Source organism: Pseudomonas sp. 4CAES_32.4 (assembly GCF_058136335.1).
Map to the genome: position 1 here is coordinate 331,797 of NZ_CM176882.1, position 21,828 is coordinate 353,624.

At 56.6% G+C, this 21,828-nt stretch carries 21 protein-coding genes and 1 pseudogene; 14 read left to right on the forward strand and 8 right to left on the reverse strand.

Annotated elements, in window-relative coordinates; genetic code table 11:
• Positions 1-30: 30 nt before the first annotated feature.
• Genes AC3Y64_RS01445 through rfbC form a run of 4 tightly spaced genes read right to left on the reverse strand, consistent with a single transcriptional unit; the run spans position 31 to position 4,261 of the window.
• The gene (locus tag AC3Y64_RS01445; RefSeq protein WP_489986193.1) at positions 31-486 is read right to left on the reverse strand and encodes a YiiD C-terminal domain-containing protein; all 456 of its coding nucleotides are present in this window, start codon (positions 484-486) and stop codon (positions 31-33) included.
• The gene (locus tag AC3Y64_RS01450; RefSeq protein WP_489986194.1) at positions 483-1,868 is read right to left on the reverse strand and encodes a sigma-54-dependent transcriptional regulator; all 1,386 of its coding nucleotides are present in this window, start codon (positions 1,866-1,868) and stop codon (positions 483-485) included. Before AC3Y64_RS01450 ends, AC3Y64_RS01445 begins: the two co-directional genes overlap by 4 nt.
• Positions 1,865-3,673: a sensor histidine kinase gene (locus AC3Y64_RS01455; RefSeq protein WP_489986195.1), complete on the reverse strand. Its 1,809-nt coding sequence runs from the start codon at positions 3,671-3,673 to the stop codon at positions 1,865-1,867. Before AC3Y64_RS01455 ends, AC3Y64_RS01450 begins: the two co-directional genes overlap by 4 nt.
• A 42-nt stretch (positions 3,674-3,715) precedes the next feature.
• Positions 3,716-4,261: a dTDP-4-dehydrorhamnose 3,5-epimerase gene (gene rfbC / locus AC3Y64_RS01460; RefSeq protein ID WP_489986196.1), complete on the reverse strand. Its 546-nt coding sequence runs from the start codon at positions 4,259-4,261 to the stop codon at positions 3,716-3,718.
• Positions 4,262-4,429: 168 nt separating this feature from the next.
• Between rfbC and AC3Y64_RS01465 the strand changes: the two genes are divergently transcribed.
• The 8 genes from AC3Y64_RS01465 (at position 4,430) to AC3Y64_RS01500 (ending at position 13,328) form a co-directional block, all read left to right on the forward strand.
• A complete protein-coding gene (locus AC3Y64_RS01465; RefSeq protein WP_489986197.1) occupies positions 4,430-7,342 on the forward strand; it encodes an aminotransferase in 2,913 nt (970 codons plus the stop codon).
• Between the two features lie 255 nt (positions 7,343-7,597).
• Complete coding sequence (gene aguA, locus AC3Y64_RS01470) at positions 7,598-8,704, forward strand: agmatine deiminase (RefSeq protein ID WP_489986198.1); 1,107 nt, start codon at positions 7,598-7,600, stop codon at positions 8,702-8,704.
• A 246-nt stretch (positions 8,705-8,950) separates the two neighbouring features.
• Positions 8,951-9,163 (forward strand): hypothetical protein, encoded by a 213-nt coding sequence (locus AC3Y64_RS01475; RefSeq protein ID WP_007952633.1) that lies wholly within the window; start codon positions 8,951-8,953, stop codon positions 9,161-9,163.
• Positions 9,164-9,577: 414 nt separating this feature from the next.
• Positions 9,578-10,882 (forward strand): OprD family porin, encoded by a 1,305-nt coding sequence (locus AC3Y64_RS01480; RefSeq protein WP_489986199.1) that lies wholly within the window; start codon positions 9,578-9,580, stop codon positions 10,880-10,882.
• A 233-nt stretch (positions 10,883-11,115) separates the two neighbouring features.
• Positions 11,116-11,862: a 2OG-Fe dioxygenase family protein gene (locus AC3Y64_RS01485; RefSeq protein ID WP_489986200.1), complete on the forward strand. Its 747-nt coding sequence runs from the start codon at positions 11,116-11,118 to the stop codon at positions 11,860-11,862.
• Between the two features lie 79 nt (positions 11,863-11,941).
• Positions 11,942-12,319, forward strand: coding sequence for a GNAT family N-acetyltransferase (locus AC3Y64_RS01490; protein ID WP_489987914.1), 378 nt, complete (start codon positions 11,942-11,944; stop codon positions 12,317-12,319).
• Positions 12,316-13,032: an AzlC family ABC transporter permease gene (locus AC3Y64_RS01495; RefSeq protein WP_158959704.1), complete on the forward strand. Its 717-nt coding sequence runs from the start codon at positions 12,316-12,318 to the stop codon at positions 13,030-13,032. Before AC3Y64_RS01490 ends, AC3Y64_RS01495 begins: the two co-directional genes overlap by 4 nt.
• Complete coding sequence (locus AC3Y64_RS01500; protein WP_007952614.1) at positions 13,011-13,328, forward strand: AzlD domain-containing protein; 318 nt, start codon at positions 13,011-13,013, stop codon at positions 13,326-13,328. The genes AC3Y64_RS01495 and AC3Y64_RS01500 overlap by 22 nt, the downstream gene beginning before the upstream one ends.
• Here the strand turns inward: AC3Y64_RS01500 and AC3Y64_RS01505 are convergent.
• Positions 13,245-14,171: a LysR family transcriptional regulator gene (locus AC3Y64_RS01505; RefSeq protein ID WP_158959705.1), complete on the reverse strand. Its 927-nt coding sequence runs from the start codon at positions 14,169-14,171 to the stop codon at positions 13,245-13,247. The genes AC3Y64_RS01500 and AC3Y64_RS01505 overlap by 84 nt on opposite strands.
• Before the next feature lie 469 nt (positions 14,172-14,640).
• Here AC3Y64_RS01505 and AC3Y64_RS01510 point away from each other — a divergent pair, with 469 nt between their 5' ends.
• From AC3Y64_RS01510 to AC3Y64_RS01530, 5 genes and pseudogenes are all read left to right on the forward strand, one after another.
• Complete coding sequence (locus AC3Y64_RS01510; RefSeq protein ID WP_158959706.1) at positions 14,641-14,931, forward strand: type II toxin-antitoxin system RelB/DinJ family antitoxin; 291 nt, start codon at positions 14,641-14,643, stop codon at positions 14,929-14,931.
• Positions 14,897-15,211 carry a type II toxin-antitoxin system YafQ family toxin gene (locus AC3Y64_RS01515; protein ID WP_158959707.1) on the forward strand — a complete coding sequence of 105 codons (315 nt, stop codon included), beginning with the start codon at positions 14,897-14,899 and terminating at the stop codon, positions 15,209-15,211. Before AC3Y64_RS01510 ends, AC3Y64_RS01515 begins: the two co-directional genes overlap by 35 nt.
• A gap of 136 nt (positions 15,212-15,347) precedes the next feature.
• On the forward strand, positions 15,348-15,755 hold the full coding sequence (locus tag AC3Y64_RS01520; protein WP_489986201.1) for an MbcA/ParS/Xre antitoxin family protein: 408 nt from the start codon (positions 15,348-15,350) through the stop codon (positions 15,753-15,755).
• 11 nt (positions 15,756-15,766) lie between these two features.
• Positions 15,767-16,432: an RES family NAD+ phosphorylase gene (locus tag AC3Y64_RS01525; protein WP_489987915.1), complete on the forward strand. Its 666-nt coding sequence runs from the start codon at positions 15,767-15,769 to the stop codon at positions 16,430-16,432.
• 85 nt (positions 16,433-16,517) lie between these two features.
• Positions 16,518-16,628: pseudogene (locus tag AC3Y64_RS01530) on the forward strand (helix-turn-helix domain-containing protein); the annotation flags it as partial.
• A gap of 839 nt (positions 16,629-17,467) precedes the next feature.
• Here the strand turns inward: AC3Y64_RS01530 and AC3Y64_RS01535 are convergent.
• Together AC3Y64_RS01535 and AC3Y64_RS01540 are read right to left on the reverse strand one after the other, a co-directional pair.
• The gene (locus AC3Y64_RS01535; protein ID WP_489986202.1) at positions 17,468-17,839 is read right to left on the reverse strand and encodes a hypothetical protein; all 372 of its coding nucleotides are present in this window, start codon (positions 17,837-17,839) and stop codon (positions 17,468-17,470) included.
• Positions 17,836-18,333 (reverse strand): Panacea domain-containing protein, encoded by a 498-nt coding sequence (locus tag AC3Y64_RS01540; RefSeq protein ID WP_489986203.1) that lies wholly within the window; start codon positions 18,331-18,333, stop codon positions 17,836-17,838. The genes AC3Y64_RS01535 and AC3Y64_RS01540 overlap by 4 nt, the downstream gene beginning before the upstream one ends.
• 846 nt (positions 18,334-19,179) lie before the next feature.
• Between AC3Y64_RS01540 and AC3Y64_RS01545 the strand changes: the two genes are divergently transcribed.
• Positions 19,180-19,476, forward strand: a complete 297-nt coding sequence (locus tag AC3Y64_RS01545; protein ID WP_489986204.1) for a hypothetical protein — start codon at positions 19,180-19,182, stop codon at positions 19,474-19,476.
• A gap of 831 nt (positions 19,477-20,307) precedes the next feature.
• Here the strand turns inward: AC3Y64_RS01545 and AC3Y64_RS01550 are convergent.
• Positions 20,308-21,267, reverse strand: coding sequence for an HNH endonuclease (locus AC3Y64_RS01550; protein WP_489986205.1), 960 nt, complete (start codon positions 21,265-21,267; stop codon positions 20,308-20,310).
• Between the last annotated feature and the right edge of the window lie 561 nt (positions 21,268-21,828).

Below are 21,828 nucleotides of genomic sequence, written 5' to 3' on the forward strand. Positions count from 1 at the left end.
GGGAGCTGCGCAAGGCTGCGATTTCTTGCTTTACCGGTGCAAAACGTACTGCCCGCTAAACGTCACGGCATCGTCTGCGCTGCCCTGATTGACGATCCGCGTGTGCAGCGTCAACCGCGCCCGTCCATAACGCTGATACATCGCCAGAAACTTCTTCCACACCTTCGCATCGGGCGCCGGGCAAATCGCCGTGGCATCGCCGGTGACGGGCAATGGATAACTGATCTGCCCCTCCTGAATCACGATGTGCCCGTCCTCGATCCCTTCTTCTTTCAAACGCAAATGCAGCCAGCCCCAACCGGCCAGCACCGCGCCGCAGTAGAGGCTGCCGCCGAACATGGTGCTTTTGTGATTGACGTTAGGTTCGAGTGGCAAGTGCAGGCTTAGCTGCTGCTCATGCCAGTCCAGCACCTTGAGGCCCATGTCTCGGGTCAGCGGAATGTCGTGATGCAGGACCGACTCCAGATAGCGAGTGTCAGTGCTCATTCGTTTTCCTCGGCATGGCTGCTGTCGCCGAAATTCAAACCGTGCTTGCGCAGTTTGTCGTGCAGGGTTTTGCGTGGAATGCCCAAGGCTTCGGCGAGGCTGCGCACCGAACTGTGCGAGCGCGCCAACTCTGCGGCGATCAGCGACTTTTCGAAATGTTCGACTTGCTCGCTGAGCCCACCGTTGATGACCTCGACGGAGCTGCCGCCGCTGCCTTCGACGCCACTGTTATCCAGCGCCAATTCCAGGCCAAGGGCGAAGCGCTCGGCGGCGTTTTGCAATTCGCGCACATTGCCTGGCCAAGTGTGGCGCAGCAGCAGGGCGCGTTGTGCCGGTTGCAGCTCGTGGGGCGGCAAGCCGTGGCGGGCACTGGCTTCGTCGGCGTAATGCTGGAACAGCATCAGCGCGTCTTCGCCGCGTTCGCGCAGCGGCGGGATGCGCAGCGGTGCGACGTTGAGGCGGTAATACAAGTCGGCGCGGAAACGCCCCTGATCGGCAGCCTGGCGCAGGTCTTCCTTGGTCGCCGCGATGACGCGGATGTCCAGCGGGATCAATTGATTGCCGCCCAGCCGTTCAACCACGCGCTCCTGCAGCATGCGCAGCAGCTTCACCTGCACATCCATGCTCATGCTTTCGATTTCATCGAGGAACAAGGTGCCGCCGTTGGCGAACTCAAACTTGCCGATCCGGCGTTTTTGCGCGCCGGTGAAGGCGCCGGGTTCGTGGCCGAACAGTTCGCTTTCCACCACTGATTCGGCCAGCGCGCCAGCGTTGATCGCGACGAACGGGCCGTTACGCCGGCTCGACAGATCGTGCAGGGCGCGGGCGACCACTTCTTTACCGGCGCCGGTTTCGCCGAGGATCAGCACGTCAGCCTTGGTCGCGGCCAGCGCGCCGATCTGCTCGCGCAGGCGCAGCATCGGTGCCGAGTGGCCGACCAGCCGCGCACTGAGTTCATTGCGGTCGCTCAGGGCCAGCCGCAGGCTGCGGTTGTCCAGCACCAGTCGGCGCAGCGACAGCGCGCGGCGCACGCTGTCGAGCAGTGCGTCGCTGGCAAAGGGTTTCTCGAGAAAGTCATACGCCCCGGCGCGCATTGCTTGCACCGCCAGCGGCACGTCGCCGTGGCCGGTGATCAGCAGCACCGGCAGCTCGGGATCTTGCGCGTGCAACTCGCTCAACAGTTCGAGGCCATCCATGCCTGGCATGCGTATGTCACTGACCACCACGCCGGGCCAGTCACGCTCCAGTTGCCCGGCCAGACCTTTGGCTTCGGCCAGTGGCAGGATTTTCAGGCCGGCCAGATCCAGTGTCTGGCCGAGGGCCTGACGCAGGTGTGGATCGTCGTCGATCAACACCACCTGAATGCGATTGTCGATGGTCATGCACTTCGATCCTCGGACGGTTGCAGGCTGACCCCGGGTGCGCCGGCGCGCAGCCGCAGGGTGATCAGGGCGCCGCCTTGCTTGTGATTGGCAAATGACAATTCGCCACCGAAGGCGCGCATCAGCGTTTCACAGATGGCGAGCCCCAGACCCAGACCTTGGGTGCGGGTCTTGGTGGTGTAAAAAGGTTCGCTGGCGCGGCCGAGTGCTTCCATGCAGAAACCCGGGCCGTTGTCGCGAATGTACAGATTGACGCCGTCCTCGGTGGATTCGGCACTCAACCACAGTTTGCGCGGCGGGCCTTTTTCGGTGAGGGCATCCAGCGCGTTGGCCAGCAGATTCCCCAGCACCTGACGCAAACGGGTTTCCCCGGCTTCAACCCACAACGTGGCGGCGGGCAGGTCGCGAATCAGCTCGACCTCCATGCTGCGGCGCCGTTTGGCTAGCAGCGCCAGCGCATCGTCCAGCGCCGGTTGCAGGGCTACGCTCTCCGGGGCGTGACGATCACGACGAGCGAAGGCGCGCAGATGGGCGATGATTGAGGCCATGCGCCCGGTCAGTTCGCTGATCAGTTTGAGGTTGCCGCGGGCATCATCGGTGCGTTGATGATCGAGCAGCACTTCGGCGTTTTCGGCGTAGCTGCGGATTGCGGCCAGCGGTTGATTGAGTTCGTGGCTGATGCTCGCCGACATGGTGCCCAGCGCCGACAGTTTGCCGGCCTGAACCAGATCATCCTGAGCGCGGACCAATTCCTGCTGTGCGGTTTCGCGCTCGAGCACTTCCTGCTTCAAGCGGCGGTTGAGGCCTTCGAGGTCGCTGGTGCGTTCGGCGACCCGCCCCTCCAGCTCCCGGCGCGCCTTGGCTTCGAACGCGATGCGTTCCAGATAGTGGCGACGACGCTGCATCATCAGTCCGACCAACAGCATGACCACTAACAACGTCGCGCCGCCGATGGCCACCACTGTGCGTACCGGACGATCGATCAGCGTGCGCGGCGCAAGGATGCTCACGCTCCAACCGGTCTCGGCAATGTCGTGGGTCTGGATCAGCCACGCGGTAGGGCTCAGGTTCAAGGGGCGTGGTTCGCGAGTTGGATAAGGCTGGATCGCGGTGATCGCTGAGCGCTCGCTGTCGCTCAAGTCACGGGTCGAGCGGAAGCGCCATTCCGGTCGCGAGGTGAGAATGACCACGCCGTTGTGGTCGGTCACCAGCAGTTGTTCCGGGGTTTTGCCCCACAGACTTTCGGTGTGATCGAGGTCGACCTTGATCACCAGCACGCCGATGATTTTTTCGCCGTTGCGCACGGCGGCGGCGAAGAAGTAACCGCGTTTGGCTGAGGTTGTACCGAGGCCGAAAAAGCGCCCGAGACGCCCGGCCATGGCTTCGCTGAAATACGGACGGAAGGAGAAATTGCGGCCGACGAAACTGTCGTGCTTATCCCAGTTAGACGCCGCCAGGGTCTGGCCGTTGGTGTCCATCAGGTACATGACTTCGGCGCCGGTCTGCGCGGCGATGTTCTTCAGCAATCGGTTGGCGTTGCCTTGGCTCACGCCATCGTCCGGTGCGCCGAGTACCGAGCGCAGAGCCGGCAGATCGCCGAGAATCTGCGGCAGCACTTCGTAGCGGTGCAGGGTGCCCAGCAGGTTGGCGACGTACAGGTCGAGGGTCTGGCGGTTTTGCCCGGCCAGTTCGCTACGGTAGTAGCGCTCGGCGAGATGTTCCAGCGGCCACAGCAACGGCGCCAGACACAGGGCCAGCAGGGCGAGGCTGCGCCAGCGAGGTCTGCGGGGGAGGGTGGGTTTCATAAGCCGGTTGCGCCTGAGGTGACAGGCGCATTATGCCCGGCCTCAGGCGAAGACGTCAGCGTCCTTGAGCAGCGCTGCGGCCTGATCCTTGGCCGACAGCTTCGGCGCTTCGTCCAGCTGCCAGTCGATGCCCAGCGCGGGGTCGTCCCAGCGAATGCTGCGCTCGGACGACGGGTCGTAGTAGTTGGTGGTCTTGTAGAGGAATTCGGCGAACTCGCTGAGCACCACAAAACCATGGGCGAAACCTTCCGGAACCCACAACTGACGGTGATTGTCAGCAGAAAGACGCACGGCTACGGACTTGCCGAAATGCGGCGAGCTGCGGCGGATGTCCACGGCGACGTCGAGCACTTCGCCGACGGTCACGCGGACCAGTTTGCCTTGGGTATTTTCCAATTGGTAATGCAGACCGCGCAGCACGCCTTTTTGCGAGCGCGAATGGTTGTCCTGGACGAATTGCGTATCCAGCCCGGTCGCTTCCTGGAACGCCTTGGCGTTGAAACTCTCGTAGAAGAAACCGCGCTCGTCACCAAAAACCTTGGGTTCGATGATCAGAACACCGGGTAGATCGGTGGTGATTACATTCATGAGGATTTCCATAGACAGGTGTGAATGGCTGCCATTCTTGCGCAAAGTGCCGGAGGGCGCGAGTGTTCGAATACAAATAGAGGCGAGCGGTGTACCGACGGTTAGGGGTTGCGTCTCGCCAGAAGCAATGGCGATATAGGCGCCTAATAAAATTTCAGGGGTCGTTTCATGCCGCTCGCCACGTTGATTCATCGCGCCAGTTTGCCCAGCCCGCAGGTTTCTGCGGAGCAGGCCCAGCAGTGGCTGGCAGAACATTACGGGCTCAGCGGTACGTTGCAGGCGCTTGGCAGCCAGCAGGATCTCAATTTCCGCGTCGACAGCGCACGTGGGCGGTTCGTGCTGAAAATCTGCCGTGGCGATTACGCACTGGTGGAATTGCAGGCGCAGCACGCCGGGCTCAAGTATCTGGCTGAACATTCCCATGTGCCAGTGCCTCGGGTGATTTTCGCCAACAATGGGCAGGACCTGTTGACGCTGGAAACGGCAGGCCAAGCGGTGCATGTGCGTCTGCTCGATTACATCGAGGGCCAGCCGCTGACCGATCTCGATCATCTGGGCCGGGAGGTGGTGTCCGGGTTCGGCCGGCTCTGCGGCGAGATGGATCTGGCACTGGCGGGTTTCGATCACCCGGGCCTTGAGCGCACGCTGCAATGGGATGCGCGCCACGCCAGCGCGCTGATCAAGCATTTGCTGCCGGTGATCAAGGATGAACAGCAGAGGGCATTGATCGCCGATGCCGCCGAGCAAGCCGAGCGTCGTTTGCAGCCGTTGCAGGACAAGCTGCCGGTGCAGGCGATCCACATGGACATTACCGACGACAACGCCGTTTGGGCGCGCGACGCTCAGCGTCATTGGCAGTTGCAGGGTGTGATCGATTTCGGCGATCTGGTGCGCACCTGGCGGATCACCGATCTGTCGGTGACGTGCGCGGCGCTGCTGCATCACGCGGGCGGCGATCCTTTTGTCATTTTGCCGGCCGTGCAGGCGTATCACGCGGTCAATCCGCTGCAGCACGAAGAGTTGCAGGCGTTGTGGCCATTGATCGTTGCACGCGCGGCAGTGCTGGTGCTCAGCGGCGAGCAACAGGTCAGCATCGATCCGGCGAATACTTACAGCCGCGACAACCTCATCCACGAGAGGGAAATCTTCCGCGTCGCGACTTCGGTGCCGCTGGCGCTGATGGAAGCGGCGATCCTGACTGCCGTCGGCCACGTTTTGCCGGTGATCGACAGCGCAGGTTTTGCTCCTCTGCTGCCGGGTCTGGTCGGGCGCGAATTTGCCTTGATCGATCTCGGTGTTCTCAGCCCGCATTTCGAGGCCGGTAACTGGGAACAGGACGGTATCGACCAGCGTCTGTTGACTGAAGCCGCGGCGGCGCATGGTTTGGCGGCAAGCCGTTATGGTCAGTACCGTTTGTCACGCACCCAGCCCGATAGCGCCGTTGAACCGGACACCTTCCCGTTGCACGTCGAACTGCGCGTGCCAAATGGCACGGCAGTGGAATCGCCGTTCGCTGGCGTCATGCATCAAGCAGCCGACGGTGCCTTGCAACTGGACGGCCCGCAGCTCAGCGTGCGGCTGTGGGGCGTAACGCCTTCGCTGCACAGCGGCGCAGCACTGGTGAAAGGTCAGGAGCTGGGCGCGGTCAGCGGCCCATTGCGGGTGCAGATGTGTCGCGGGTCGGATTTGAACGCGCCGCTGTTTTGCACGCCATCTCACGCAGCGGCTTGGCAGGCGCTTTGCCCCTCGCCTGCGGCGTTGCTGGGACTGGCCTGTGATGCCGAGCCAGAGCTGGACGGGAAAACCCTTCTGGAGCGGCGTGACGCCAGTTTCGCCCGCACGCAAAAACATTATTATGTCGACCCGCCGCGCATTGAGCGCGGCTGGCGCAATCACCTGATCGACATGCAGGGCCGTTCCTACCTCGACATGCTCAACAACGTCGCGGTGCTTGGTCACGGTCACCCGCGCATGGCGGCGGTCGCGGCACGGCAGTGGTCGCTGCTCAACACCAATTCGCGCTTCAACTACGCGGCAGTTGCCGAGTTCTCCGAGTGTTTGCTGGCACTGGCGCCGGAGGGCATGGATCGCGTGTTTCTGGTCAACAGCGGCAGCGAGGCCAATGACCTCGCCATTCGCCTGGCCTGGGCCTACAGCGGCGGGCGCGACATGATCAGCGTACTCGAGGCCTATCACGGCTGGACCGTCGGTGCTGACGCAGTGTCGACCTCGATCGCCGATAACCCGAAAGCCCTGGAGAGCCGCCCGGATTGGGTGCATCCGGTGACCGCGCCGAACACCTATCGCGGTGAGTTCCGTGGCCCCGATTCGGCAGCGGATTATGTGCGCAGTGTTGAGCATCACCTGGAAAAGCTTGCCGAACAGAAACGCCAACTCGCCGGATTTATTTGCGAGCCGGTGTACGGCAATGCCGGGGGGATTTCATTGCCGCCGGGATATCTCAAGCAGGTCTACGCCTTGGTGCGTGCGCAGGGCGGGGTGTGCATCGCCGACGAAGTGCAGGTCGGTTACGGGCGCATGGGCAAGTTCTTTTGGGGTTTTGAAGATCAGGGCGTGGTGCCAGACATCATCACCATGGCCAAAGGCATGGGCAACGGCCAGCCGCTGGGCGCGGTGATCACCCGTCGAGAGATCGCCGAGGCGCTGGAGGCCGAGGGTTATTTCTTCTCCTCGGCGGGCGGCAGTCCGGTTAGCTGCCAGATCGGCATGGCGGTGCTGGACGTCATGGCAGAAGAAAAGCTCTGGGAGAACGCGCAGGTCGTCGGTGGCCACTTCAAGGCGCGGCTCGAAGCATTGATCGATAAACATCCGCTGGTGGGCGCGGTGCATGGTTCCGGGCTCTATCTCGGGCTGGAGCTGATCCGTAATCGCGAGACGCTGGAACCGGCAACCGAGGAAACCGCGCTGCTCTGCGATCGCTTGCGCGAGCTGGGGATTTTCATGCAACCGACCGGCGATGATCTGAACATCCTCAAGATCAAACCGCCGATGGTGACCTCGCGGCGCAGTGTCGATTTCTTTGTCGATAGGCTCGATCAGGTGCTTGAGGAAGGTCTGTAAACCCACCGGATCTTCTGTGGGAGCGAGCCTGCTCGCGAAAGCGGAGTGTCAGACCAGGATATGCCGGTTGGTATGACGCCTTCGCGAGCAAGCTCGCTCCCACATAGGATTTGTGCGCATAGTTCGATTTGTATCGGGTTTAATTAGGTTATTTTAGACGGAAGACATTTTTTGAGATTTTAAATACGATATTTATCGGTTATAAAGTCGCCATCGCTTTGAAAGCCTTCGACGGTTCCCAGGAGTCCAGATCCCATGACCACTTTGAAAAGTACCCCGCGCGCTGACGGTTTCTATATGCCGGCCGAGTGGGCGCCGCAGACGCAAACCTGGATGATCTGGCCCGAGCGTCCGGACAACTGGCGGCTGGGCGGCAAACCGGCGCAAGCCGCCCATGCTGCCGTGGCCAAAGCCATTGCTCGTTTCGAACCGGTGACCGTCGCGGTTTCCGCCGGCCAGTACGAAAACGCCCGTGTCCGTCTCGACGTGCCGAATATCCGTGTGGTCGAGATGTCCAGCGATGACGCTTGGGTGCGCGACAGCGGCCCGACCTTTGTCATCAACAACAGCGGTGAAGTGCGCGGCGTAAACTGGGACTTCAACGCGTGGGGCGGTTTCGACGGCGGCCTGTACTCACCGTGGAATCGCGACTCGCAGGTCGGCGGCAAGATCCTCGAGATCGAGCGCAGCCCGCGTTATCGCACCGAAGGTTTTGTGCTCGAAGGCGGCTCGATTCACGTCGACGGCGAAGGCACGCTGATCACCACCGAAGAGTGCCTGCTCAACCGCAATCGCAACCCGCACCTGGGCCGCGAAGAAATCGAAGCGGTGCTGAGCGCCAATCTGGCTGTGGATAAAATCATTTGGCTACCGGACGGTTTGTTCAATGACGAAACCGACGGCCATGTGGATAACTTCTGCTGCTACGTGCGACCGGGCGAAGTGTTGCTGGCGTGGACTGACGATCCGCAGGATCCGAACTACCCACGCTGCCAGGCTGCCATGAACGTGCTGCAAAACAGCACCGACGCCAAGGGCCGCCCATTTACGGTGCACAAGATGCCGATCCCGGGCCCGCTGTATGCGACCGAAGAAGAGTGCGCCGGTGTTGATCCGATGGACGGTACGCAGGAGCGCAATCCATCCGTGCGCCTCGCCGGTTCCTACGTGAACTTCCTGATCGTCAACGGCGGCATCATCGCGCCAAGCTTCAACGATCCGATGGACGCGCCGGCGAAAGAAATTCTGCAGAAACTGTTCCCGCAGCACGAAGTAGTGATGGTGCCGGGCCGCGAACTGTTACTGGGTGGCGGCAATATCCACTGCCTTACCCAACAGCAGCCAGCGCCGCACAAAGAGTGAGTTGAGTCGTAACAGCTTGAGTTGATTACCAAATCAGCCAGGCAATGATTAGCTCGCTATGCACGTAGAGAAGCCCGCAGCCCGAAAGGACGGCGGGCTTCTTTGTATCCACTTGTCGACAAATGAGAAACCTTGGCATAGCTCTTGTATTCATCACCCGTGCACTAGGGAGGGGGGAGAACTTCAACAGTTCTGTCATAAACCTTGGATAACGTAGCCGCTCACGAACGGGGAGAGAGCGCTGAAATGAACGCCGAAGTGAACGTAATCAGCGAGCGGACTTTGCATCCCATGGCCGTCAACAGCGAATCGCTCCAGATTGTTGCGCACTGGTTGAAATCCAATGGAACGCGTCAGATCAGGGAACCTGATCCGCGCCGGATGATGATCGAGCGTTACCCCGCTGGCCTGTTCAGCGAGGCCGAACTGGAAGCGTTGTGGGATGTGATGGAAGGATAGGAATTACAACAGGGATTGGTAAAAGCGCTGCCGGGATGGCGGCGCTTTTTTATGCGCGACACGAAAACTACAGTAGGCATTAAACACTTGGATGATGCGGTGTCGGTGGATGCATTTAACCCACGAATTCACTGCAAGCCTGCATTTCCGTGCAAGGAGCCAGCGCAAAAATTACGTTTCTTAGACGTTTTTTACCTATTTAAAGACGATTCTTGAAATTGACACATAGTTCTGGGCGCGGCTACGATTCGGCCCAACGCCTGTGGCCAACCGCCATGACTCAAAAAAAATGAAAGGGCTCGCCAAGGTTTGGCTTTGGCGAGCCGTTTTATTTCGGGGTGAAAAGAAGAGTGCAAAAAGCGCCGTTTCAGCCGTTCGACACAGCGCGTTTCAACCCGTAATAAGGAAAACAAAATGTTGAACAAGCGGATCAGTCTGATCGCATTGGGGATGTTGAGCGCCACTCAGGCCATGGCTAACGACCAAGCCGAGTCCAAAGGTTTTGTTGAAGACAGCAGCCTCAAAGTGCTGCTGCGCAATGCCTACATCAATCGTGATTACAAAGATGGTAACGACGACAAAGCCGAGTGGGGCCAAGCGGCCATCGGTACGTTCTCGTCTGGCTTCACCCAAGGCACCATCGGTGTCGGCGTTGACGCCTTCGGTCTGTACGCACTGCGTCTGGATGGCGGCAAAGGCCGCAGCGGCGCCGGTGGTATCGACTTCTTCAAGCAAGACAACGGCAACGTTGCAGGCACGCACGGCGATGCTTCCAGCGATCTGGCCAAGGCTGGCGCAGCGGTAAAATTCCGCTTCTCCAACACCGTGCTGACCTACGGTGACCAGATGCCGGCTCTGCCGGTGCTGAACTACGACAACTCGCGTCTGCTGCCGGAAAGTTACACCGGTACTTTGATCACCTCCCGTGAGATCAAGGGCCTGGAGCTGAATGCCGGCCGATTCACCGCCGAATCGCGCAAGAGCGATGAAGGCCGTGACAGCGGTGGCCTGAAGTCGATCAATGTATTGGGCGGTAGCTACCAGTTCACTGAACACTTCAAGGGTGCGTTGTACGCTTCCGACGTTGAAGACGTGTTGAAGAAACAATACGTAAACGCCAACTACGTGTTGCCGTTCAACAAGGATCAGTCGCTGACTCTGGACTTCAACGGCTACCGCACCAAGCTGGACAACTCCTATGTCCGCGAAAACGGTGTGACCGGCGACGACAACAAGATCTGGAGCCTGGCTGCTACATTCGCTACGGGTCCGCACTCGTTCACCGTGGCGCATCAGCGTTCTACCGGTGACAGCAACCTCGGCTACGCCTACGGCGGCTACCAGAAAGATCAAAATCGTGTCGGTGACGGTGGCAACACCATCTACCTGGCCAACTCCTACTGGTCGGACTTCAACGCTGAAGACGAACGCAGCTGGCAGCTGGGCTACGGCCTGGACTTCGGCGCATTCGGCGTGCCGGGTCTGAGCTACAACTTCGCATACGTGCGTGGCGACAACATCACCACTTCCACCAGCACCGGTGGCACCGAGCGCGAAATCTTCAACCAGTTCAAGTACGTCGTGCAATCTGGCCCGGCCAAAGATCTGAGCGTGAAACTGCGTAGCTCGATCCTGCGCGTATCGCAGAAATCCAGCGAATACAACGTGGGCGGCAACGAAGTGCGCGTGTTCGTGGATTACCCGATCAACATCTTCTGATGATCGATCGAGTGTAAGAAACCTGAGAAAAACCCCGACTGGCTCGGGGTTTTTTTTTCGACGGTTTTTCGATGAAAACCGGAAAAAACCCGTGTTTTTGTCATGTAAAAGTTGTTTTTAAGTCGCTTCAAACTTCGTTTCAAACAGAGCTTTAAATGCCTGAAATTCTTTCTCATGGACGCAAATTCTCCACCTAATAGATTAGGCCGCTCAATGCAGCGGAGAATTTGGTAATGATCGTTTTGAACAGAGAAGTGGGCGAATCGCTACGGCGCGACAAATATGTCAACGTCCAGGGTGGTGACTTCAATCTCTACGGTCATTTCGCCGACTTCGTCAGACTGACCAAAAGTTGGGAAAACATGGAACCTGACAGTTACTACGGTCAGGCCGAAGCCGGCATGCGTTACCGTCGTTACAGCGACTTCGAGTACAACCCGAAGACGCGTGAATTGAAGCAACTCGAACACCGCGCGTACGTGCAGTCGAAGGAAAACAACGCTTATGTCGGCGGTCTGGTGCGGCACTTCCAGGATTTCTCCGATGAAGTGATCAGTTCTCCAGTCATGCGCAGCCTGATCGACACCGATTTCGAAGTGTACAAAAGCGTGCTGCCGGAAGAGTTGCACGATGAAATCTGGCAGTGCCAGATCCATCAGATCCGCATTGAAATTAAACCGGGCAAGCAACTTGAAATCACTCCGGAAGGGATTCACTGCGACGGTTACCCGTTCAGCGGTGTGCATTTCTGGGGGCGCAATAACGTTGAGGGTGCGGAGAGTCGTCTGTACGACATTCACGAGCATCAACTGGCGTCGACCACTTACCAGGAAATTCTCGACACCACTTATTTCCTCGACCGCGACATGCGCCACTACGTGACGCCAGCGCGCAACAGTCACACCCATGCCATGGCGTACCGGCAGATTCTGGCGATTTCCTTCTCGCGGCCCGGGACCGCTTTCGACATTGTTCGCTAATCAGATCACCCCAATCGACGGCGTCGAGTGCTCGACGCCGGTGGTGCTGCGACGCGCCACGGCCAAGGATGCGCAGCGCATGGAGCGCTTTTTCCGCCAGTTCGACGAAGTGTCCTTCTGCGAATGGCAGGACGCCAAGTGCCTGCGCGGCGTGCTGATCCAGAAAACCACGACGTCGTATCTCGGCTTCGACATCGCCGGCGAAATCGTCGGCGCAGTGCTCGGCGGCATGCTCGGCAGTCGCGGCACGATCAATCATCTGGCCGTCTGCCCGCGCTATCGCAGCCAAGGCGTCGGTCAACGTTTGGTTGAAGCCGCCTCGTCCGACATGAAGCGCGTGGGTGTGTTGCGGATGTTTCTGTTCGTTGACGATGCTAACCTCGCGGGCAAGCGTTTTTGGACTGCCCAGGGTTTTTGCGAGCCCCATGGCGAACGGACATTTGAGAGGGATCTATGAATGAAACGTCCGGCAGTGCGCCGCTGATGGCTGCCCATCAGCCGTCGCGCACGTTTGCCGAAGCCAGCCCGGTGGTCGCCGGGTACTTCACGGTGTCATTCGTGTTCGGGCTGATGGCCGTCAACGCCGGGTTGCCGATGTGGCTGCCGGTTGCGATGTGCTTGTTCGTCTATGCCGGCGCTTCGCAATTCGCCGCACTGGCGCTGATCTCCAGCGGCGCATCGCTGACCACCATTGTGTTGACCACCTTCCTGATCAATGCGCGGCATATGCTGATGTCGGTGTACATGGCCAAGGCCCTGCGTGCATTGGGCCTGAGCCGTATGGAGCGGTGGTGCTACGCCGGTGGCCTGACGGACGAATCCTTCGCTTTCCACAGTGTGAAGCTCGGCACGGGTGCGCCGGTCAACGTGCGCTACCTGATCGGCTTTAACCTGTTCTGCCACACCTCGTGGGTGCTCGGCGGTTTGCTCGGCGCGGTGTGCGCGCAGTACGCCGCGCACCTGATCAAATACCAGCTCGACTACGCACTGACGGCGATGATGCTCTACGTGCTGGTGTCGCTGTGCAATACGCGTAACAAACTCATCGCCGCTGCGGCCGCGGTGCTGTGCATGGGTGCACTGAGCCTGATCGGCAGTTCGCCGTTTAACGTTTTCATCGCCACGTTTGTGGGCTGCGGAGTGGGTGTATGCCTGACCAAACGTTCCTGATTCTGGTGGTCGCGCTGATGATGGCCGTGACCTTCCTGCCACGCGCCTTGCCGCTGCAAGTCAACACCGAGCACTGGCCGCCGTTTGTTGCGCGGGCGCTGGAATACTTGCCGGTGGCGATCGTCGCTGCGATCAGCCTGACACCCTTGTTGATCAAGGATCAGCACATACAGCTCGATCGCCCGGAATTCTATGCCGCGATTCCGACGTTGTTATGTGCGTATTTCAGCAAAAACCTCTTTCTCAGTGTGGCGGTTGGGACGGCTGCGTACATTGCGCTCGGCTCGTTCATGTAACGGCAGATCGACGACGTCGCTGAGCGCCTGGTTCGACAACTCCGGATTGTTCACCGCCAGGCGCACTTCGAGGAAATCCTCGAAACCGGGGAAAATCGTCAGGCCGTTTTTTTGTGCGGCCTCACGCGAGACCATGCCGACCGCGTCCATTTGCGTGATCAGCGACAGGGTCAACGTTTCACTGCACGAATAAACCATGCGTTGACCATTCTCGTGATTGCCCAACCCAGCGTCGAGAAAACGCAAAAAGCTGTGGGAATACGGACAATCTTCCGCAGGACGTACCTGAAACTTGTTGCCCAGCAACGTCAGCGGATCATTTTCCTGGCCGCAATGCGCGCCGACCACTTGCACCTGCACGTCCGGCAACACAATGCTCGGTAGACCCGGTCGTTGCGGGCCGATCAACACAGCAAGATCAAAGTCCTCGTTTTTCAGTTTGCTGAGGTTTTCCATCGACTCGGCGTAACTGAATTCCATCTGATAATCGGGAAACACCTCGATCAGGCGTCCGATCATTCGCCGGTTGAAATCGGGCGACAACGTATTGTTCAACGCCACCTTCAACGTGCGCTGGCCCGGCACCTTCAGCGCCTCAACCTTTTCTTCCATCTGTCGCGTGGCAATCAGCACTTTGTCCATGTAAGGCGTCAGCTCAGTGCCTTGCGGCGTCAGCGTCAGCCCTTTGTTGGAACGACGAAACAAGCGGAAACCGAACTGCTCTTCGACCTTGTTCAACTGCGCGGCCAACGCCTGCACAGTCAGGCACGAATGCTCGGCTGCGGCCGACAACGAGCCGGTCTGCACGATGCGCATGAGGTTGCGTAAGGTTCTGCTATCCATGGGTAATGCCCTCTAAAGTGGGCTGGGTATTGTTGTTTACGGGACTGCCGATCCGGCGCCATATGCTGGCTATATTCCTGTACCTGAGCATAGTTGTCGCGGGTTTAGTAGCGAATTGATGTCCCCGCCGATGGCTGGAGGCTGACACAGGATCGGGGTTTTTGGTGACGTCGGGGTGATGGAGGTCAAAAAAAGTGCGTGGTTTTGGTGCGTGGGGGCGGTTTTTCCGATGAGAAACGGCTTACATCTTCCGAGGTTTTTGCCTGCGTCACGCGCAGAACGATCTCAGGCAGAGTAGCGATTTAGCTGATAGCGCTTACCTGTCAAAGGAGTTGAAATAGATGCCTGGCCTTCGATCCATGGCGGTTAACAACCACCTATCCACTTCGCGTTGACCGACGAAGATCCCTCCGACCACAATGTAGAGGTAGCGCTGATGTAGCTACAAAATCACAACGAGGTAATTGTAATGGCTGCACTACTGAAAACTACCGATGTGCGTTGCCGCATTGATGAGGATTTGAAAACGCGTGCCACTGAAGTCTTAAACGCTTGCGGGCTGAGCATCAGCGACGCTATGCGACTTTTTCTGCGACAGGTTGTTGCCACTCAGGGGCTTCCCTTCGAGGTGCGAGTTCCATCAGAGAAAACGGCGCGCGCAATGATGGAAGCACGAGAAATCCGTCAGCGTTTCGACTCCATAGACGACATGCTGAGGACTGCTGATGGCGAAACCGGAGAAAACGCAAAAACGCGCTGATCGGCCTAAACAGTGTGCACAGACTTCTGAATTCAAGAAGTCTTGGGATCGTTATAACCGTGCCGGAAGGCGAGACATGAACGACGTCCGGAATGTGATGGCGTTGTTGTTCTTGGGGCAGCAATTACCGGCAGAATATCTGGATCATGCGCTGACTGGAGATTGGTCTGGATTCCGCGAGTGTCATATCGGTGGCGATTTTCTGTTGGTTTATGAGAACACACGCCCAGACCTGATCACGTTTGTGGATTTGGGGAGCCATTCGGAATTGTTTAGATAGCGCAGAAATACATAAGCCGGCTTGGCTCCGGCTTCTGTGCGTTTGATTGTTACGATTGTTCGTTTGTGTATCAAAACTCTAAAAAGTTACAGTTACGTACTAGTCTTCAGCTAAGACAAAACATCAGGAGGCGTCTATGCCTACCTCATCCCCAGCCCCAACCCCACGCGAACAACTCGACGCCCCCGAAGCCGGTCGCGTCGCGCTGAAGTTCTTCTTCAACCTTATGGAGCATTGGGGCTGCAGCGCCGAGCAGCAACGCACATTGCTCGGCGGCGTCGGCAACACCACGTTCTATAAATACAAACATCTGCCGAACATTCGTTTGCCCAACGATACCCTTGAGCGCATCTCGTATCTGATGGGAATTCACAAGGCGTTGAGCATCATCTTCAGTAACAGCCGAGAGCGCGCCTACACGTGGGTCAGTAGCTCGAACACGGCGGCGCCTTTCAACGGAAAAACAGCACTGGATTACATGCTCGCCGGGCGCGTAGTCGATATCGCCGATGTGCGTCGCTACCTCGACGGGGTGCGCGGTTGAAAGTGCCCGATTTGGTGGATGTGCAATGGTCGCGGGCCTACCGGATCGTCAACAGCAGCTTCCCGCCAATTGCGTTGTTCGAAGACGTGCTCGATCCTGAAGACCTGGAAGTTGCCTACGCGATTGAAGCACTGACCAATGATCGCCTGATAGAACAGGCCGGCGTACTCGCCCGCGTGCAACCCGAAGATCGACTTTCCGGCCCCGGCTCGACTCCGGTGATGGCTGCGTTCACCCACATCGGTAAACGCAGTCGTTTCTGCGATGGCACCTTCGGCGTTTACTACGCTGCAAGCAGTCAGGCTGCTGCCATCGCCGAGACCTGTTACCACCAGGAACGATTTCTTGCGGCGACCCAAGAAGCGGATCTCGAGTTGACCATGCGGACTTACGTTAATCGGGTGGTTAAACCGTTGCACGATATCCGCCACGAGCACCCTGAGCTGCACAATCCGGATCCGGACGCTTACGGGCCGTCTCAGCTATTCGCCCGACAACTGCGCGAAATCGAGTCGTGGGGACTTCTCTATAACAGTGTTCGCTTACCGGGTCACGAATGTATTGCGGCGTTTCGCCCGCCAGCCGTATCGATTCCGAAGCAGGGGAAGCATTTGCGCTATGTGTGGAGTGCGAGTCAGCAGAAGATTTCGTTTGTGCTCGAAATCAGTCAGGTCTGAAACGCAAAAAGCCCTCGCATCGGCGAGGGCATACACCACCACTCGTCCTTGGCCTTTTCTAAGCAACAAAACGAGGAGATCAGCGATGGTCGATGAACTGGAGCAATTCCAGCGGGGCTTACTGGAGTCTGTACGTCAGATGAAGGCCGGTGAGGCCGCACGCGTAACGCCGGTGCCGTTCTCTGCGGCGGAGGAACCAAGCGTCGAGGCATCAAGCACTCTTGGACTGGGAAACCCGGTTGTCATTGACTGCGCCGGTTCAGTGCGCTGAGAAACGCTGCTCATGCAATTTCACCGTTTTATGGGCAGGCCATAATTATTGCCAGTTCATAATTTGGCATAAAAGCGGAAATTCGGGCATTTTGGGCAAAAGCCGTGCTTTGTGGGAGAAGGGCGTCTGGCGATTAGATCGACGTGTGCGGAGGAAAGGCGCTATTTCTACTGAAGCTGAAACGCGGCTAAAAATATAACCACCCAGAAACAACAAAGCCCCTGCATTTCTGCAGGGGCTTCGTTTTGTATGGTGCCGGCACCAGGAGTCGAACCCGGGACCTACTGATTACAAGTCCGTGCATCCCTCCAATGATCGCTTGGAAAAGCAGAAAAAGCCATATTTTTCAGGTACATAATGGAAATGGATCGGCAATATTCCTCTGTGGTGTGGACAATTTGTGGACATTCGCAGGCTTAGTTTTTCCCTCTTTTTCCAAACGTCTCACAGTGTGAGACTGACCATATTGGCATCGTGCCCAGTAATCGCGCGCGCGCATCATGGTTTCAGCAGCTGTCGTTTTGCGCAAAAAAAGGACGAGAAGCCCGCCGGCGGGAGGGGGAAAAGTGCTTTTACACGAGGTTTTCTTTCTCGCCGTGAAAACGCTCTCTACATGTGGTCAGCGCATGCTTTCCTGATATTTCACGAGTGAAGCGAACCCTTTTTGGGCGCATTGCAAGTAACGCACTGAAGGGTTGTCAAGTTAGAAGCTGGGCAAGAGGCAAAAAAAAGCCCACAAAAAAGTGGGCTTTTAGTTATTGCGGCTACTTCCTTGTCGCAGAACCGAATACAAACCCCAATGCTGAGGTTGTTAGCCCATAAAGCCATTTACGGGCTTCGCTGAGTTCAGCGGACTGGGTGATAGCGAAGCTCGCGACGATCAACAGGGCTGAGATAGCAATCACAAACCCTGCAATGTTCGTTGGAGCTGCAGTATTAGTAGCCCCCCAAAATTTCCCCAACCATCCAAGGTTTTGCTGGTTGTGCTGTAAATGAAAATGCTCTTTACCGTTAGCAAAAAAGGCATTTTCATCATTTCCGGAACCGGTAGTTTGCCGCGATGCAGGTTCTACCGACGGGTCTATCTGAAGCGACCCGATTTTCCGCGTGTCAGGCCCTGCCTCTTCGGCACTCAAGCTTGGGCTGCCTGTTGAGTTTTTTGTACCGCTGTCTTGAAGTACGAGGCGATCTCAGGGAATGGGATATCAACACCACGCATCCCCTTGCATTTGCTCCAAGTAGTGTCCCAGGGCGTACCAGAAGCATGGGTCATCTCAGACAAGCGAATTCCCGAATACTGTCCATAGCTATTGAACACATTCTGTAAAAAAGTTCGAATATCTGGATCCGAGGGTGGCGATGCTTCTCTCACGCCTAGGGCGTCATACTCGATCGCCTTGCCTTCAATTGATCCCGACCCAAACCTTTTAAACTCATGATAAAGGGACGGGATCACCGGCCCATACTGCCAAGCTTCCACCGCTTCATTGATCAAAGGGCGATCGGTATATCCCGCGTACCATCCGTGTGCGTAATACACCAGCTTCTGCAGCTTCATCGGGCTAATAGACTGGCCACTGGCGGCGGCCAGTTCCAAAAAATAATTAGCTATCGATTTAGCACTGAACACGATGTCGTCCTCCATGTGTACAAAGGTAAGAGACCTGTTGAACCTACGTAATGCAGCCGACGAGATACGTGCAATTGGGGCTCTCACCCAAAAAACAACAAAAGCGCCTCAAGGGCGCCCTGCTCACAAGCTGGCTTTATGATCAAAATTTGCACAGCCAAGCTGTGAGCGTACCGGCCTCGTCGTTCGTTTTTGCGCCGGTAGCCCCTTTCGGATGCATGTGCAGTATTGCTTAGCGTTGCGTGTGACGCAATATTTGCGTACCTACAAAAAGGTTAAATTCTGTATATATATACAGATGACATGTCGCGCCGCCGAGCATTGGGTCTGCACTCATGTAGTTCCGACGTGATTCCGCCCTTTATCGATGTCACGCCGTTGAGAGCCTGAAGTTTTTTGAAGAGGGGAGGTGCCCCATCTGGCCAGCAATCGTGGTCGAGGTCTTGTGGAGCGGCTCTCTCATCGCAGCTAAAGCCTAGGCCAGCACGGGTTAGTGAGGCATTTCGTCGGCACAAATGGATGCAATTCGTCGCGACTGATTATACTGTTTAAGCATACAGTATTTCTAGCGTTGGTGCCGAGCCGTGAACAGACAACTTGTAAAAGCAATGCGAGACGAACCGAATAGGCTTACCCAATGGGGAGTCATGCTGAAAGATAGGACAGCGTTACTCGCCCAACCCGGTTCGCATCACAGGGCACTGCTGAGATGGGCTAATGCATTGCACCGCGACAAACTGATAGACAAAGATGATCTGGCCGAGCTGCTGGAACTGGCTGACAGTGCATTGGCCTACGCGATCGAATCCTTGCTCGACATCGACAGCGATGAATAGGGGCGTCCGCGTGCATATGTTGGTCACCCCGATGCGATCCCGTGGTATCGCGCTCGACGCCAAAGCACGGCGCCAGTACCCAGCGATAAGGGGCAATGTAATGGTCAATTCAAGCGTTTGCGAACAGTTAGGTAGAGCTGCCAACGTCGCTCGAGTGGAGGTGGCGATGCCCTTGGATCGAGATCCTTTGCCCCATCTGCTGGATGCGACCCTCGCTGGAATGGCTGTCACCGGATTCGTACTGAGCGGGATTGAGTACGTCGATGGTTGCGCTTACGCGCAGTCTTGGTGGTGCAGGCTTGAGTAACAAGTAGCTCACATTTTCAAATAGAAGCAGGGGCCGAAGCCCCTGTTTCATTACTGCTTTAGATATCCCGAGCGAGAATAACCAAGCGTATAGACCAATAAACGGCCTGCAAAGCTCGAATCATCTCTTCAGGAAGATACCGGTTTAGTAGTAGCTTCATGATGAGAACCTAGAAAGGTTAGTAGATACCGTTACCAAGCGAAGTAGTAACGGAGTTTCCCACTTTCCTGATGGCAATCCCGCTAGCATCACATTCCATTACCATTAGCGATCGTAGCTAGCAGCATTGTTTAGCTAAACTAAGATCGGAACTAACGATATTTTGGCACATTATCTAGCTTGACGAGCCATTCACAGAGCCATACCCTTCAAATTGTCCAGATTCAAAGATGTGTTGCTTTAAGTGGTGCAATAGGATGCTACCACAGGTCTTCCGAAAGGATATCAACTTGAAAGCGCCTACCCGAAGCCCGCCGCGTGCGGGCTTCGTCGTTTTTTAGCGGCTAAACCTATGCCGACCTATGGGGTAACATTCGGTCTAACGAGCGTTCTGCTTGGGCTTGGTCCGTTGCACCGTTTTGCCCACCTATATGTATACGAAACTCTAATGTTTCTCCTATATTAAAACAATCCGACGAGTGGTTGTCATAACTAGGCGGGCGCGCCTAAAATTTCAAGAAGTTGTTTTTCTGCTTGAAGAAATATGATGGCGTCACACGGAAAATATTGGTTATTTTTCCATATAAACGCTATTGAGTTTGGGAGGCGCCGTTAGCTGGAATTCTTTCTGAATGTCCACACCCGAATCCACCACCGTCCTCCGCGTATCGGTCAACCATTAATAGTTTCGAATTGGGCTGCAAATTGAAGCAGCTCTAAGTTGATACGGTCTGATTCTGGGGAGAAGTGTGCGTCTCGATGACAGTTCGGGCATAGAGCCACGCAGTTCCAGACCTGATCACCCATTTTTATCCCCAGGATGTGGTGGACATCGAGAAAGCCGCTGTAGGTACGTGCGTTTGAACACCCCTCCCTCTCGCAACCATCTGTGCGATTGAGTACGGCTTTCCTCACCCTACGATCTCGCGGGAATTCGGCACGAAGCACGTATCGTTGCGATGGCACATCGTTGCCGATTCTGGAGTAGTCAAGGGGCAGCGTGCAGTCGTCAATTGCGTCTTGATCATCCTCGGGCACGAAGAAAGGGAGTTTTGCCAAGTCGAGCACCCCCTCCCATTTCCAAAGGACGTCAGCGACTCGGTGCGCCTCAGGGGTCCTGTTATCCATCAACCAAATAGTAGGACTGCTACCGTTTTTGGAGTGGTTCTTCCTCAGACCTTTCATCTGCCCACTGTCGATCAGATCCTGGCTCACCAAGGATTGGGCGTCGAAGATGCCTTTCATTTGATCGCTGGGTATCAACGCAGCGAAAAGGATAACGGCACCACTCCGTTGAAGAAGCAGGTTGTGGGTGATCCCCTGCTCAAGATCGCGCTGCATTGTTTTATCTAACGTCGCGTTCCAGTCACCGTTGATCAAACGGGCACTCAACTGCGCGGCAGAGTAGTTCAAGTCCTTGGCGCTACGTCGTCGCCAGCATAGGCGCACACGCATTTTTATTCGCTCACCTTGCGGTGATCGTGCGGAAATGAGTTGTGTGATTGCGGAGCCAGAAATTTTCAGATTCTCGGATAAGTCCTGAAAACCATGAGCGGCCAGGAATGGCACCACTGCATCTCGAGTAATTTTTTCTGCCTGGATGCTTTCTTCAGTACGGAATGAGCGTTTCAAAATCGAAGTCTCCGTTTCGTTAGCTTTGCGAACAGCCTTGAAAACCTTGCAACAATCCTGACGAAAACAGGGGCCAAATGGCCCCCGTTTTGCGTTCACACCTCCTGAATTATCCTGATCAAACGAATCGACCAATAAGCAGCCTGAAACGCTCGAATCAGTTCTTCGGGAAGATATTTCTGAATGAAGGATCGCATGGGCGAATACTCCAAAAGGTTGGTGGAATTTGCTCCGAACAACAAACGGAGCAAACAACTTTCCACGTACGCAATGACAAAGCCGTAAACCAGCTCGTAAACTCGTCGCAATGATTAAAGGACGAATTAACGAATTAACGAATTAACGCACGGTTGACGGTTTGGCCACATGCCAATACCCTTTGAGATGCGAGTAACAAAGGTGTACGGCTGTAAATGGTCAGGTGAGATTACCATAGGTTTTCCTCAGGGAATCAACCACAAAAAATTTGCCCTCGGAACCCGCCTGCGTGCGGGTTTCGCCGTTTTTAGAGCTTAAAAATTCCAAATTATTCTGGAGGCCTTGGAAAACTGCGGGTTTCAC